The sequence below is a fragment of the Alkalihalobacillus sp. TS-13 genome (genome assembly GCF_019720915.1).
Lineage (GTDB): Bacteria > Bacillota > Bacilli > Bacillales > Fictibacillaceae > Pseudalkalibacillus.
In genome coordinates this window covers 2,562,115-2,576,280 of sequence record NZ_JAHKSI010000001.1, presented here as the reverse complement: position 1 = coordinate 2,576,280, position 14,166 = coordinate 2,562,115, and the positions used below count along the sequence as shown (strand labels likewise).

Genomic DNA, 14,166 nt, shown 5'->3' with positions numbered 1-14,166 from the left:
ATACGAAACCTAGAGGAGTTGTTCTGATGAAGAAATTAACAATGATCTTATTTTCACTATCCCTTGTTTTGACGGCTTGTGGTGGTAATAACAACCCTGGCACTAATGCCAGTCCGGAAAATACCGAAGCAAATCCGCATCCGTCACCTGAATCCAATGAGGCGAAAATTCAAGAGGTCAATCCGAAAGACACCAAGCATGGAAAAATGCAGATTGAAACAATCGGATTCTTAGAACCCATCGACCCGAATAAAGCAGTCAATGAAGTAAAAAAGGTTGGGAAACACTTGTCAAACGTCGCTTTTTTCAGCTATCAGGTCAAGGCCGATGGAAGTTTGACCCCGATCAAGGATGAAGCTGCAATTGCAGAGGCGAAAAAAGCTGGCGCTACACCGATGATGGTACTTACGAATTTTACAGAAGGGAATTTTTCACCTGATATCGCCCACACCATTTTTACGGATAAGAAAGCGAACAAGGCTCTGATCCAAAATGTTTTAACAACGATGAAACAAAAAGGATATGAAGCATTAAACATCGATTTTGAGCATATCCGCGAAAAGGATCGTGAGCTGTATAATGGATTTCTTGACACAATCCTCCCGCAAGTAAGAAAGGCAGGTCACACCGTTTCAACAGCTCTGGCTCCTAAAAAGAGTGATGAAGAAGCAGGTCCCTGGCATGGTGCACATGATTATAAACGTCATGGAGAGTTAGCTGATTACGTGATCCTGATGACGTATGAGTGGGGCTGGTCAGGCGGTCCTCCAATGGCAGTTTCTCCGATTCCTCAAGTAAGAGAAGTAGTAGAATATGCTTTATCCAAAATACCGCCAGAGAAAATTGTTATGGGTGCACCACTTTATGGCTATGATTGGACCCTGCCATACGAAAAGGGTGGTAAGTTTGCAAAACGATTGTCTCCAAAAGAGGCTGCTGATCTCGCTACCAAAGAAAATGTGGAGGTCCAATACGATAATAAATCTCAGGCACCACATTTCAAATATAAAGATGATCAAGGAAAAGAACATGAGGTCTGGTTCGAAAATGAGCAAAGTATGCAAGCAAAATTCAATCTTGTGAAAGAATACAAACTTAGAGGACTTGCGTATTGGGTACTCGGAGAAGAGTTTCCTGAAAACTGGACGATGTTAGAGGATCAATTTACGATCAAAAAACCGTAAACATGAAACAAAAAGGGGCTGTCTAAAAAGTGTCTGACACTTATTTTTTATGACAGTCCCTTTTCAGCTTATAAATCCTATCAAGAAAACATGGCAAAATCGGTTTTGGTTGAGCTTTAAATGTAAAGGCCAATAGCCGCTCCAATGAGACCGAGCAGGATTGATGAAAGCAGATAAATGCCTATGGTCTTGAACCTCTTTACTCTCAACAACTCCATCATTTCCATACTGAACGTTGAAAAGGTTGTGAAAGCACCGCAAAAACCGATTCCGAACATATACCAAACCCATTGTGGGGATTGATTGGATACGTATAATCCTGCCAAAACGCCAAGGATAATCGAACCCGATAGGTTGACGATCCATGTAGCGAAGGGGAAGGATAAATTACTTTCTCTTGGGATCCATTTGCTGACCAAATAGCGGAATAGTGCTCCGATCGAACCGCCAATCCCGACTAGTGTCATCATCCTGTTCCACCTCTTTCTTCGTCTTTCCGGTAGGCAAGTCTATAACCGAAGTAGGATAAGACAAGTCCACCAGCCACACTTGCCACCACATATACAATCGTACTTAAAATCTGTGCATGCTGCAGAAGCTGAATCGATTCAACCGAGAAGGTCGAAAAGGTGGTGAAGGATCCTGTAAAACCAGTCCCGATCAATAAAGATATATTTGGCGACACCAATTTCTTTTGAGTGATGAAAGTCAAAAACCAGGCTAAAAAAAAGCACCCGACCAAATTGACAGATAAAGTTCCGATCGGAAAACCATTCTCCGTATACAACCACTCACCAAGCATGTATCTGCTGATGGACCCGAAGAATCCGCCAATCATGACGAGTAATAGATTCAATATCGTGCACCTCATTTATTTACGCTCTTTTCGTAAAGATTGTTGTTTGTTGGTTGGAACAAAAATATACTCGCTTTCAGCGGGCGACCCTAGCCTCCTCGCTCACTTCCACAGGAGGTGGTGGCTTCGACGTTCACCACAGGACCTGGTGGAATTTAGTCGGAGGTCCTTATTATAGTCGAAGATCCTTTTAAAAACTGGGGGTCTTGCCTGGCTCGCTGTTCCCGAAGGAGTCTCGTATATTTCTACCGCTTACAGTATTTCAATAGCAACAATCTTTTAGAAAACAGCCTTTATTTAAAACGGACTATTTATTGTAAATACTAAACTTAATGTATCATAATTTGCTGTGGGAAAGTAATTATCTGTTGCATATATAAGAATATACTTATATAATGATTTTTGGTTGGAGGTGAATCCTAATGGAAACGACAATAATTGAAACGGAAAAAGCGGCTCAAGTTTTAAAACTACTCGGCGATAAAACACGGCTTACGATCATTTCACTTGTCAACGAGCAGGACTGTTGTGTTTGTGAATTCGTCGAGATTTTAAAAATGAGTCAACCAGCAATCAGCCAACACCTCAGAAAACTACGGGATGCTGGACTTGTTAAAGAACAACGAAAAGGACAATGGATCTTTTATTCCATTAATAAAGAGTTTGAAGGATACTCTATGATCAAGGAAATTCTGAAGCATGTCCCTGATGGTGCTCATCATTTCGAAGCACTCGAAAAAGCAGGGCTGCGAATCCGCTGCACTTGAAGAAAGTACATAGACCTTCTTCAGTATAAGCGGAACTAAGGCTCGACCTTCCAATTGTTGGTCTCGCCAAGTTTTCTTTACGAGAATTGGAGGATTTGAATTGTTATCAGTCATCTTAGCATTATTCATTTTTATTTTTACATTAGTTCTCGTCATCTGGCAGCCGAAAGGATTGGGAATCGGCTGGTCTGCATGTGGAGGCGCGATTTTAGCATTACTTGTCGGCGTTGTTGATTTTGGCGACGTCATCGCGGTTACTGATATTGTCTGGAATGCGACACTAGCTTTCATCGCGATCATCATCATTTCCTTGATCCTTGATGAAATCGGCTTTTTCGAATGGTCTGCTTTGCACATGGCAAGGATTGCTGGTGGAAACGGCTTGAAAATGTTCGTGTATGTCACGATTCTCGGCTCAATTGTTGCAGCCTTCTTCGCGAATGATGGTGCAGCCTTGATTTTGACACCGATTGTTCTTGCTATGGTTCGAGCTCTTGATTTTAAAGAACGGATGATCCTGCCATTCATCATGGCAAGTGGTTTTATTGCAGATACGACTTCCCTGCCATTAATCGTTAGTAACCTGGTTAACATCGTATCAGCGGATGTGTTCGACATCGGTTTCGTCGAATATGCGTCCCGGATGATCGTTCCGAACTTTTTCGCAATTGGAGCGAGCATTCTTGTTTTGTATCTATATTTTAGAAAAGATATTCCAGCTGATTATGATTTAAAGCAGCTGAAAAAACCAGTCGATGCCATTAAGGATCACAAGATGTTCCGACTTTCCTGGCTGGTATTGGCTGTACTGTTGGTTGGATACTTTGCGAGTGAATTTTTCGGCATCCCAGTATCGATCATAGCGGGAATCGTCGCCATCTTCTTCTTGATCATGGCACAGAAAAGTCCTGCAGTGGCGACCAGGAAAGTGGTAAAAGGGGCACCTTGGGCGATCGTCTTTTTCTCGATCGGTATGTATGTTGTCGTCTATGGCCTTCGGAACGAAGGTTTGACGGATGTGTTGGCATCGGTTATTGAAGCGGCAGCTGATCAAGGCTTGTTCGTTACAACGATATCAATGGGCTTTATTGCAGCGATTCTTTCCTCGATCATGAACAACATGCCGACCGTCATGATTGATGCACTTGCGATTCAAGATACAGCGACATCCGGTACGATCCGTGAAGCATTGATTTACGCAAACGTTATCGGATCAGATCTCGGCCCTAAGATCACTCCGATAGGATCTCTAGCGACATTGTTATGGCTTCATGTCCTCTCATTGAAAGGAGTCAAGATCTCGTGGGGCTATTATTTTAAAATCGGTGTAATCCTGACGATCCCAACATTGTTCATCACCCTAACCGGACTTTACATCTGGTTGTTGATCATTTCTTAAAAAGAATAATTATGAACGTAGATTTTCATGAAAAGTGAAATTCACGACACTCCAGGGGGAAAAGCGAGACCCCACAAGCGAGGAACGATTGTGGATCGCCTGCGGAAAGAGAGTGGATTTCGCAAAATCAAGTCTAATAAAACTTTTAAAAGGAGTTATGTGAAATGTCTAAACCAATTATCTATTTTCTATGTACAGGAAACTCTTGCCGCAGTCAAATGGCTGAAGGATTCGGGAAAAAATATCTTGGAGATAAGTATGAAGTCCATTCTGCTGGAATCGAAGCACACGGTCTTAATCCGAACGCGGTAAAAGCGATGAATGAAGTCGAAATCGATATTACTGATCAAACATCGGACATTATCGATCCAGAAATCTTGAACAAAGCTGAATTTGTCGTTACGCTATGTGGAGATGCAAATGATAAGTGCCCAATGACTCCTCCCCACGTAAAACGCGACCACTGGGGATTCGATGACCCTGCAAAAGCTGAGGGGACTGAAGAAGAAAAGTGGGCATTCTTCCAACGTGTCCGCGATGAAATCAGTGAACGCATCCAGAAGTTCGGAAAAGAAGGAAAGTAATTTTAACCGGTTTGGAAAAAATGATAAAGGAGAGCTTTGTATGATCAATCGAATGCATGTCGCTGTAAACTGCAGTGATCTAGATAAGTCTCTTGAATTCTATAAAAGCTTTTTTGGTGCTGAGCCGACGAAAGTGAAGGAGAATTATGCGAAGTTCGAGCTTGAAGAGCCAGCATTGCATTTTTCGTTGAATGTCCGCGATTTCAATAAGGAAGGTGTATTGAATCACTTAGGTTTCCAAGTGAACAATACAGAAGATGTGTTGAAAATGGGTGAACGCCTTCGCGAATCTGGATTGCTTTTAATCGATGAAATGGATACCACATGCTGCTATGCTGTCCAGGATAAGGTTTGGGTTTACGATCCAGACGGGAATGCCTGGGAGATCTTTTATACCAAAGAGGATTCTGAGTTCGAATCCGCAGGGGATGCCCGTGATCTTTCCTTATGCTGTGCACCACCACAGCCGCAGCCTATCAATATTGAATTGACATCACCTAAAAAGTAAGGTGTAACAGTTGAGTATGTTAAGCGAATACTCTAGACTAAGTAAGAAATGCTTAAATTGGAAGGAAGAGTTTGATGCAAATTACAGATACCGCAAAACAAGCGATCGAAGGCATTCTCCATCAGCATGATGCAAAAGGCATCCGCATCTATTTTGCAGGCATGGGCTGAGGCGGTCCCAAATTGGGAATGGCTCTGGATGAGCCTCAAGAGAATGATAAAGTAGAGGAATTGAATGGTATCCGTGTCTCGATTGATGAGCGGATTGTCTCAATGATTGAAGGTATTACGGTAGATTTTCAGCAAACACCTCAAGGAGCCGGATTGGTATTCCTTGGTCAAGATGAATGCTGTTAATGAAGATGAAAAAGGACCGATTTCCATTGTGGAGATCGGTCTTTTCTATTTTATAGAGAATTTCAAATTTGGGTGCTGAATTTGTAGTACTAAAGTAGTGAATTGCTCAAGGTAGGGGCAAAATTGCTCAAGATAGAGGGAGAATTGCTCAAGCTAGGCCTGAAATTGCTCAAGCTAGGCCTGAATTTGCTCAAGCTTGGCCTGAAATTGCTCAAGATCGAAGCAGAATTGCTCAAGCTAAGGCTGTATTGCTCAAGCTTAGGGTACAATTGCTCAATTTATAGACAAAGTTGCTTGATCCAGAGGTAAAGTTACTCAATTCAGGGACAAATTGCTCCACCTGCACCCGTTTTTGCTCAACCCACCAAAAAACTTGCTCAACTAGCCCCTGCTCTCATCAAATCAGATAAAACACGAACCCTGAAATCGTTGACATGGTAATGACAGAGAGGACGAAAGTAATGACGAGCTCTTTCTTAAAGATCGATTTAAGTAAAATCACTTCCGGAAGACTTGCGCCTGCAGAACTGATCATCATCGCCATGACTGGCCCCAGCGCCATTCCCTTCGCAATCAGAATTTGTGAAATCGGGATCATACTCGATAAGCGGATGTAGAGCGGAACCCCGACGATAGCTGCTATTGGGATGAGCCACCAGGCGTCTTTTCCAAAAGCACCTGAAATCCACTCTGTCGGTACAGTCCCATGAATGACTGCCCCAATTCCCGCGCCAAGAAGTAAATACGGATACACACTTTTCATCAAATCCCATGTTTCTTTGAATGCCAACTGAAAATTGAATTTCTGGTTTTTCTCATTATATCCTGACATGACGACGTTTTTGATTGCTCTTTCGAATCCGAGTGCCCCAAGGGTGAATCCGATTACCACAGAGAATACAGACGTTAAGATAGTGTAAATGATTGTAACCTTCCAGCCGAGGATAACACCCATGATCGTTAAAATGGTTGGATCAAGGACAGGTGAGGCGAATAGGAAAATCATGACGATGTTGAAGGGAAGTTTCTGCTTCAGCATATTGACGACAACAGGAATGGTTGAGCATGAGCAAAATGGTGTAATGAAAGCGAAGAATAAAGCGAAAAAAGCGGCTAGAAGTTTGTTTTTACCTACTAGCTTCTTTTCGATTTTTTCATAAGGGATATAGCCTTGGAGAAGGCTGATGACAAAAGAAATGACGACGAATAGAACAGTCAATTCAAATGCAATCCATAAAAAGTTTTTTAATGTTTCCATCCACATGGGAATCATCCTTTTCATTTTTATTTTTTTCACTATGTTATTGCTTTGAAATTCATTCCCTTACCGCGGGCAATCCACAATCCTCCTTGCACGTGCCTCGCTTCGGGATATCGCTTTTCCCACAGGAGTGTCGCGAATACACAGGCTATTTTATAAATCAAAAAAAATTGATTAATAAGGTGAAAAGAAAACCTTCTGTTAACAAGAAGGTCTGAATAAGCAGCAGAGTTCTGCAGATAGCAAGTGGTTCACTTCATCTTGATTCAATTTGTAGTAACTCCATGTACCTCGCGTTTCTCTTGTGATGACCCCGGCATCCAGCAATATTTTCAGATGATAGGAGAGTTTCGATTGCGGCATTTCCATCATTTCAACAAGATCACAGACGCATATTTCACCTTTTTGGGTAAGAAGGTACATCAACTGGAGTCGTTTCTTATCAGCAATGGCTTTGAATTTGGCTTCATATTTCTCAAATGTGCGAGGAAGGGACTCATCTACGAGTTTGATTTGTTTCATATCATTCACCTCGATCAAAAAAGTTTGATTAATCACAGTATATTATGGGAAAAGTAGAAATGCAATCATTAAATCAAAAAAAATTGATTTTATAGTTGCAAAATAGAACCCGCGAGAATATAATCTAATTAATCAAGAAAGATTGATTTAAGGAGGAGTCAAAAATGATGGATTTTTATTCAATCGAATCAGAACTTAAGTATCGAAAGGAACAACTGAACAATAGCTTGCCAAGGGTTGAAACAAACAAGCAACAAACAGCTTGGCTCAAGTTGAAAAAGCTGTATTCGAGATTCACCTCTCCAAAAACAAATATGGAGTCTCACTCAGAATGTGACTATGAATGTGCCTGCTGATAATTTTTATGACACTAAAATCAAAAAAAATTGATTAAGTGAAAGCAGGTGATAATGATTGAGCAAACTTCAAAACACGATTTCAACCATTGAAGAACAGGCACGGATGAAGGAATATGCCGAGGTCTTGACTGGAGAGGATTTTTCCGGAAGACTATCAGGAACTTCCGGTGCCTACCGTGCTGCACAATTTCTTGAACTTGAAGACGTTTGGCTATCAACCGCTTCCGTCAATAGGGAATTATTTGATGCCGATCGAGGTGTTCGGTTCTCGCTTGTTTGGCCCGGCAAAATTGCAAATCGGAGAGAAAGTATTGGAGCATAGGGTCGATTTTACAGAATGGAACCGGTATTCCTCTGGAGGTCGGATAGATGGTGATCTAATCGTGATAAAAGATGGAGAGCTGGTCGACGAAGGTTCAATTAAAGATAAGGTTGTTTTGATCAGTAAAAGGCCAAATGGATTTGATTTGAAAGGTACCGTTCAAGCAGCGATCGATTATGACATTAAAGCGCTACTTATTGAACATGGAAACCCAAAATGGTTCGTAAAAATGATCAACGGACCAAAAAATCCCAAGGTTCCAGTTATTAAAGTCAGAAAAAGCTTGATTGATAGCCTTGTTAAAATGACTGGCAACAAAGTGAAGATAGATTTACCTCTCAAAAATGAAGCCATTCCTTGCAACAATGTAATCGGATTTCTTTCGGGAAGTAATCCGGACAAAACGCTTGTATTATCCACTCATTACGATCATCAAGGTGCCGATCCGGGTGGTCATCGATTTCAAGGGGCGATTGACAATATCTCTGGTGTTGTCACCTTGCTTGAAACCGCAAAGAAACTCATCAGTACAGAAAAACAATATCCATTCAATATCGTTATTGTTTTTTTCTCTGGTGAGGAATCTGGCTTACAAGGTGCAAAACAATTCATTGAGTCTTTTAAAGAAAATATGATCGGAGCCATCAATCTCGATTGCATTGGCCAGGAACCAGAAGTCCAAATGGTACGGATCGGATATACAGAACCGATCCATTGGCTTCCTCTACTTGCGAAAAAGGTCTTCGATCGAAAGGGGATTGAAATCAAATGGAAGGATTACGGCGGGGAAGATTCTGTGGCTTTCAGAAATGCTGGTGTACCCGCATTGGGCTTAGGGCAGAAGCCGTTGATGAAATCGGTCAGTATTCATACACCAGATGATACGGTTGAAGCGCTGAATTTCGAAGCACTGTCTCAATGGGTTCATATAACAGAAGAAATGGTTTATGAAATCGCAAAACAAAAACTTTATTAAGGAGATGATTAACATGATTCAATTTATCAAAAAGGTATCTGGTAGTGGAAAAGGTAAAGAAAACGACTGCTGTGGAGTAGAAATCAAGGAAGTATCAGTTGAGGAAAACGACTCTTGCTGCGGAAGTTCGAAAGAAGAAACATGTTGCGGATCAGAGGAAGAAGCAGATACTTGTTGTTGAATAACCTACGTAAAGGGTGCCTAGCCGGCATCCTTTTCTTTGGCTATCAACGGGCGAACCAAAAGCCTCCTCACTTGCACAAGATGTGCTGGATTCGACGTTCACCACAGGACGTGGTGGTTTTTAGTCGAAGATCCTTTTAAAGACTGCGGGGTCTCGCTTGGCTCGCTGTTTCCGTAGGAGTCTTGTATATTTCAACCGCTCACAGGTTTCCAAACACATCTTTATCAATACAAACCGAATTCAATAGCAACAAATTTATAGAAAACAGGCTTTAAATGTAGCGCCACGGCTCGCGTTTAAGGCTTGAGATTACCAAGTTTTCTTTATTTATGTCATTCGTCCCATATAAAGTATTTTCAACATTCTGTATAATATAATGAAAACGGTTGCACAAGTTGAAGAAGAACTTATGGCAGCCGTTCTTTTTTTAACAACTGTGAAAACGTTTGCACAGAAAATATTTTCAGACTAAAAATGAAAGGGGTATGATTGTGAAAATACGACGTTCAAAGACATTTTTGTTGTTCATGGTGTTTCTTTTGACCATGCAGATATTTTCAGGGGTACAGCCTTCTAACGCTGATGCCGAAGAACGGAAAGTGCGGTTAGCAGGAAACTTTGGGGAAGAAGGGGATGGTACATATTGGAACCCAGCATCTGACGAGTTGAAGATGACGGATGCAGAAAACGGGAAGTATTATTTGAAAAAGACGTTATCCCCAGGCACCTATGAATATAAGATTGCCATCAACGGAAGCTGGGATGAAAATTACGGTGCGGATGGCGTAGCGGGCGGTCAAAATATGTCCTTTACACTAGAAGAAGAAAAAGAAGTCCTCTTTGTTTACAATGACGAGACGCATGTGACGACCACCATGACCGAGGATCGATTACCACGTCTGGCAGGATCACTTCAGTCAGCAATCAGTGCTGGTGATGAATGGTCACCGGGAACTTCAACAGCGATATTAGAGGATGAAAACTACGATAACATATACGAATTCACAGCCAACGTTTCAGAAGGAAACTATGAGTTCAAGGTCGTGATCGGAAATGAGTGGGGAGAAGAATACCCCGGCGAAAACTTCAAGTTGCACGTAATACATGATCAAGAGGTGACGTTCTATTATAACCACGAGACGAAGGAAGTGACGACGAGCAACCAAGCTTCCGGTCCGGATGGAGGCGTTAAGGCAGACAAGCTCTATCACGATACGTGGGATGAGCTTTACCGGAAACCATTCGGTGCGATTGAAACCGGAAAAGAAGTGAAACTGCGTTTTGAAGCTGAAAAAGGTGACCTGACAGGGGCCAATCTTCTTTTAAAAAATCAGACATCTGGAAATTCGAAGATGATCAAGATGGAGAAGGTTGGCTGGACAGAAGTTGAGGGAAAAGGGGAGCGAGAATACTGGGAAGCGACGTTCATTCCTGAGGAAAAAGGCGTTTACGGGTATAAATTCATTGCATTAGATGGAAAAACCGCAAAAGAATACGGAGAAGATACACGTCAGGGTCACACGGGTCGTGCTGGTGATAACGTACTCGATTTCTTCCAGCTGACTGTCTATGACCCAGGGTATAAAACACCTGACTGGATGAAGGAAGCGGTCGTCTATCAAATTTTCCCTGACCGTTTTTATAACGGTAATCCAAAAAACGACGATGCAAAGGAACATGCACGTGGCGATGAGCCGATCGAGCATCAGGATTGGGAAGAGCTTCCGGATAATCCGAGGCTTGAAAGTAATTCAGATTATGAGGGAGATGGAATCTGGAGCAACGATTTCTTTGGAGGAGACATCAAAGGGATTCATGAGAAGCTAGATTACATCCAATCTCTTGGTGTAAATACAATCTATCTCAATCCGGTGGCCTATGCGGCTTCAAATCATAAATATGATGCGACGGATTTTAAAGCGGTCGATCCGATGTTCGGCTCACCAAAGGAGTTCAAGAAGTTTACGCATGAATTGAAGAAACGAGATATGCACCTTATTCTAGATGGCGTGTTCAACCATGTAGGAGATGACTCGATTTATTTTGATCGTTATGGAAAATATGAGACGGTCGGCGCTTATGAGTATTGGGCACGAATCTATGATTATATGAATAACGATGGTTTGTCGAAGGAAGATGCAAAGGCCAAAGCTGAGGAAGAATTTCTTGCTGAAGGACAGGTTTTCAGTAAGTACGGGTTCCATAATTGGTTCAATATCGAGAATAATAAAGTGGAAGAAGGGACCCCGAATGAACGCTATGACTACCAGGCCTGGTGGGGATTTGATAGTCTGCCAGAAATTGCATCAGTCCCTGGAGATACTGTACCTTATGATTCTGAACTGAATAATGAACAGTTTGCGGATTATATCATGTACGATAAGGACTCCGTTTCAAAATCCTGGTTGAAGCGAGGCGGGTCCGGTTGGCGTTTGGATGTTGCCAATGAAGTAGATCCAGAGTTTTGGAGAGAGTTCCGTACGGAGATGAAAGAAACGAAAACAAAAACAAAGGATGATCCGTTGATTCTCGGTGAAATCTGGGATGATGCGTCCAAGTACTTCCTCGGTGATCTCTACGATTCAGTGATGAACTACAGATTCCGTGGTGCGATGCTTGATTATTTACGGAACGGGAACGCTAGTGGAGCAGCCGGAAAGCTGAACGCCATCCAGGAAGACTATCCTGAAGAGGCATTTTACAACTTGATGAACTTGATGGGATCACACGACACAGCTCGAGCAGTCTTTTTGCTCGGAAATGGATCTGAAAATGCGGAACGGGCGGAACTTGACGCAAATTATGACCATGAACTGGGTGTTAAAAGATTAAAGCTAGCGGCAATCTTCCAGTTCGGATACCCTGGTGCGCCGACGGTCTATTACGGTGATGAAACAGGACTGACTGGCTCCAAGGATCCGGATGACAGGCGGACATACCCATGGGGCGGAGAGAATGAGGAGCTGATTAAGCATTATCAGAAACTCGGTGAAATCCGCGAGCAGCATCAGGGTCTTTTTGCGCAGGGTGATCTGCAGAACCTTCACACCGAAGGAGATGTATTTGTCTATGGCCGGAGTCTTGATAAAAAGGCTGGGCTTGTGGCGATCAACCGCGGAAATGAAGAGAAGACAGTCGAAGTGGATGTGAAAAACTTCGCTCTTAATGGGGTTGATTTTAAAGATCAGCTTTCGGAAAAGAATGTAGTAAAAGTGGAAGATGGAAAAGTGACATTGACGATTCCAGCCATGAGCGGTCAAATGCTTGTATCTAAAAATGCGAAAGTTAAACCACCTGTGTCAGTAGATGGTTTGAAAGCTGAAGAGGGTGTAGGAGAGGTCATCCTTTCCTGGTCTGGAAAAGCAGAACAATACAATGTATATATGACGAATATTGAAGGGGCTCTTTATAAGAAGGTTGAAACCGCAACAGATACTTCGGTTAAAATCGAAGGACTTGATAACGGGAGGAAGTATTTTTTTGCCGTAACGGCTGTGGATCAACATGGGAATGAATCGGTTAAAACTGCGACCAAAGAGGTGATTCCGCATATTCCGTTGATTGAAGGTTCTTATACAATCAATGGTGTAACGGAGCTTGAAACTTCCGTTCTTGATTTGGCTGAACCGAAAACGGTTGAAGCGAGCATAGCAGTTGGTGATTTTTCAGCTGATGATCTCGTTGAAGGACTGCAAGCTCAATTGCAAGTTCGCTCCCCTGGTTCTGAAGAATGGGAAATGATCGAGGCTCGTTATACTGGTCAAGAAGATGGGTCGAATAGCTTTTCAGCAGAGTTTTTACCTTTAGAAGTCGGTGACTATCAATACCGTTATGCCTTTACGACGGACATTGGACGAAATTGGATTTATTCTGAGGAACAATCGGTAGCGATCACGAAATCTGAAGACGAAACGCCGCCAGTTGAGTCGGTCAATTTAGAGCAACCGACACAGGAATCTGGTCAGGTCAATTTGAACTGGAGTTTGGAACATCCTGATGATCCTTACATGATCGCGATTGTCCGAGATGGTGTTGTGATTGATAAAATTTGGGATCCAGAAGCGGTCAGTTATCAAGACCTGAGTGTCGAAAATGGCAAGGAGTATTCCTATGTCGTTCGCGTCTATGATCAGTACGGAAATTTTAAGGAATCCAACGCTGTAGCAGTAACTCCAGATATCGTCATGGTAGAAGTGACGTTCAAGGTGAACGCACCGGGTTATACACCGCTTGATACGAAAATAACGATGCCAAACAGCTTGAACGGCTGGAATACAAGCGCGTGGGAAATGAGCCGTAATGGTGCGGTGACACCGGATTGGGAATATACAGTTGACATGCAGGTCGGTGAAGTATTGACGTATAAATACGTGAAGGGAAATTCATGGGACCAAGAAGGACTCGCTGACCACACCCCAGATGACCCGACTGACGATGATATCAGTTATTATGGCTATGGTGCACCAGGAACGGACCTGAAAGTCATAGTTGAAAATCAGGGCAATAATAAAATGGTTGTGAGAGACACGATTCTCCGGTGGATCGATCAACCTATCGTCATTACTTCACATGCAGGTGGACAAACAGTAACAGATAATCGTGTCACTTTAAGCGGGAACGCAATCAAAGAAGGTGTACTTACCATCAATGGTGAAGCGGTAACAGTTAATGAAGATATGAGTTGGAGCCACGATGTCGATCTTTCTGAAGGGGAGAATGTATTTGACATCCACATCGAACCGACAGCAGAAAACAAATCTGAAATCTTCAACAACGATACAGGAGCAATTGACAAAAACACCAAAGACATCACCTTCACACTGGTGAAAGAATAATTAATGGTGCCAGGTACACTTTGGGAACCCTTATGCAGCAACGGTTCTATTTG

The 14,166-nt window shown here is 42.5% G+C and carries 15 protein-coding genes; 11 read left to right on the top strand and 4 right to left on the bottom strand.

Annotation, left to right across the window (positions count from 1 at the left end; genetic code table 11):
* The first annotated feature begins 26 nt into the window (after positions 1-26).
* Positions 27-1,184: a glycosyl hydrolase family 18 protein gene (locus KOL94_RS12625; RefSeq protein ID WP_221566768.1), complete on the top strand. Its 1,158-nt coding sequence runs from the start codon at positions 27-29 to the stop codon at positions 1,182-1,184.
* A gap of 116 nt (positions 1,185-1,300) precedes the next feature.
* Here KOL94_RS12625 and crcB (KOL94_RS12620) read toward each other — a convergent pair whose 3' ends face one another.
* Both crcB (KOL94_RS12620) and crcB (KOL94_RS12615) read right to left on the bottom strand, forming a co-directional pair.
* Positions 1,301-1,654, bottom strand: coding sequence for a fluoride efflux transporter CrcB (gene crcB, locus KOL94_RS12620; RefSeq protein WP_221566767.1), 354 nt, complete (start codon positions 1,652-1,654; stop codon positions 1,301-1,303).
* Positions 1,651-2,040, bottom strand: coding sequence for a fluoride efflux transporter CrcB (gene crcB / locus KOL94_RS12615; RefSeq protein ID WP_221566766.1), 390 nt, complete (start codon positions 2,038-2,040; stop codon positions 1,651-1,653). Before crcB (KOL94_RS12615) ends, crcB (KOL94_RS12620) begins: the two co-directional genes overlap by 4 nt.
* 422 nt (positions 2,041-2,462) lie before the next feature.
* On the opposite strand from crcB (KOL94_RS12615), the gene KOL94_RS12610 reads away from it, so the two are divergent.
* From KOL94_RS12610 to KOL94_RS25780, 5 genes are all read left to right on the top strand, one after another.
* The gene (locus tag KOL94_RS12610; protein WP_221566765.1) at positions 2,463-2,807 is read left to right on the top strand and encodes an ArsR/SmtB family transcription factor; all 345 of its coding nucleotides are present in this window, start codon (positions 2,463-2,465) and stop codon (positions 2,805-2,807) included.
* Between the two features lie 100 nt (positions 2,808-2,907).
* Positions 2,908-4,206, top strand: coding sequence for an arsenic transporter (locus KOL94_RS12605; RefSeq protein ID WP_221566764.1), 1,299 nt, complete (start codon positions 2,908-2,910; stop codon positions 4,204-4,206).
* A 164-nt stretch (positions 4,207-4,370) separates the two neighbouring features.
* A complete protein-coding gene (gene arsC, locus KOL94_RS12600; protein ID WP_221566763.1) occupies positions 4,371-4,790 on the top strand; it encodes an arsenate reductase (thioredoxin) in 420 nt (139 codons plus the stop codon).
* 40 nt (positions 4,791-4,830) lie between these two features.
* The gene (locus KOL94_RS12595; RefSeq protein ID WP_221566762.1) at positions 4,831-5,298 is read left to right on the top strand and encodes an ArsI/CadI family heavy metal resistance metalloenzyme; all 468 of its coding nucleotides are present in this window, start codon (positions 4,831-4,833) and stop codon (positions 5,296-5,298) included.
* A 74-nt stretch (positions 5,299-5,372) separates the two neighbouring features.
* Entirely contained in the window at positions 5,373-5,654 is a 282-nt protein-coding gene (locus KOL94_RS25780) for a HesB/IscA family protein (RefSeq protein ID WP_369010059.1), read from the top strand.
* A 397-nt stretch (positions 5,655-6,051) separates the two neighbouring features.
* Here the strand turns inward: KOL94_RS25780 and KOL94_RS12585 are convergent, their stop codons facing one another.
* Positions 6,052-6,918: a permease gene (locus KOL94_RS12585; RefSeq protein WP_221566760.1), complete on the bottom strand. Its 867-nt coding sequence runs from the start codon at positions 6,916-6,918 to the stop codon at positions 6,052-6,054.
* Between the two features lie 198 nt (positions 6,919-7,116).
* A complete protein-coding gene (locus KOL94_RS12580; RefSeq protein WP_221566759.1) occupies positions 7,117-7,437 on the bottom strand; it encodes an ArsR/SmtB family transcription factor in 321 nt (106 codons plus the stop codon).
* 164 nt (positions 7,438-7,601) lie between these two features.
* Here KOL94_RS12580 and KOL94_RS12575 point away from each other — a divergent pair, with 164 nt between their 5' ends.
* The 5 genes from KOL94_RS12575 (at position 7,602) to KOL94_RS12555 (ending at position 14,113) form a co-directional block, all read left to right on the top strand.
* Positions 7,602-7,793, top strand: coding sequence for a hypothetical protein (locus tag KOL94_RS12575; protein WP_221566758.1), 192 nt, complete (start codon positions 7,602-7,604; stop codon positions 7,791-7,793).
* Between the two features lie 58 nt (positions 7,794-7,851).
* Positions 7,852-8,118, top strand: a complete 267-nt coding sequence (locus KOL94_RS12570) for a hypothetical protein (protein WP_221566757.1) — start codon at positions 7,852-7,854, stop codon at positions 8,116-8,118.
* Positions 8,042-9,094, top strand: a complete 1,053-nt coding sequence (locus KOL94_RS12565) for a M28 family metallopeptidase (protein WP_221566756.1) — start codon at positions 8,042-8,044, stop codon at positions 9,092-9,094. Before KOL94_RS12570 ends, KOL94_RS12565 begins: the two co-directional genes overlap by 77 nt.
* Before the next feature lie 13 nt (positions 9,095-9,107).
* Positions 9,108-9,275: a hypothetical protein gene (locus KOL94_RS12560; RefSeq protein WP_221566755.1), complete on the top strand. Its 168-nt coding sequence runs from the start codon at positions 9,108-9,110 to the stop codon at positions 9,273-9,275.
* A gap of 494 nt (positions 9,276-9,769) precedes the next feature.
* Positions 9,770-14,113, top strand: coding sequence for an alpha-amylase family glycosyl hydrolase (locus KOL94_RS12555; protein ID WP_221566754.1), 4,344 nt, complete (start codon positions 9,770-9,772; stop codon positions 14,111-14,113).
* Positions 14,114-14,166 lie beyond the last annotated feature (53 nt).

What these genes read in the sequence shown, in the direction of transcription:
- KOL94_RS12595 (WP_221566762.1), top strand. Translation starts at nt 4,831, where the DNA reads ATGATCAATCGAATGCATGTCGCTGTAAACTGCAGTGATCTAGATAAG.
- KOL94_RS12585 (WP_221566760.1), bottom strand. Translation starts at nt 6,918, where the DNA reads ATGTGGATGGAAACATTAAAAAACTTTTTATGGATTGCATTTGAATTG.
- KOL94_RS12565 (WP_221566756.1), top strand. Translation starts at nt 8,042, where the DNA reads ATGCCGATCGAGGTGTTCGGTTCTCGCTTGTTTGGCCCGGCAAAATTG.
- KOL94_RS12560 (WP_221566755.1), top strand. Translation starts at nt 9,108, where the DNA reads ATGATTCAATTTATCAAAAAGGTATCTGGTAGTGGAAAAGGTAAAGAA.
- KOL94_RS12575 (WP_221566758.1), top strand. Translation starts at nt 7,602, where the DNA reads ATGATGGATTTTTATTCAATCGAATCAGAACTTAAGTATCGAAAGGAA.
- arsC (WP_221566763.1), top strand. Translation starts at nt 4,371, where the DNA reads ATGTCTAAACCAATTATCTATTTTCTATGTACAGGAAACTCTTGCCGC.
- KOL94_RS12580 (WP_221566759.1), bottom strand. Translation starts at nt 7,437, where the DNA reads ATGAAACAAATCAAACTCGTAGATGAGTCCCTTCCTCGCACATTTGAG.
- KOL94_RS12610 (WP_221566765.1), top strand. Translation starts at nt 2,463, where the DNA reads ATGGAAACGACAATAATTGAAACGGAAAAAGCGGCTCAAGTTTTAAAA.
- crcB (WP_221566767.1), bottom strand. Translation starts at nt 1,654, where the DNA reads ATGATGACACTAGTCGGGATTGGCGGTTCGATCGGAGCACTATTCCGC.
- KOL94_RS12625 (WP_221566768.1), top strand. Translation starts at nt 27, where the DNA reads ATGAAGAAATTAACAATGATCTTATTTTCACTATCCCTTGTTTTGACG.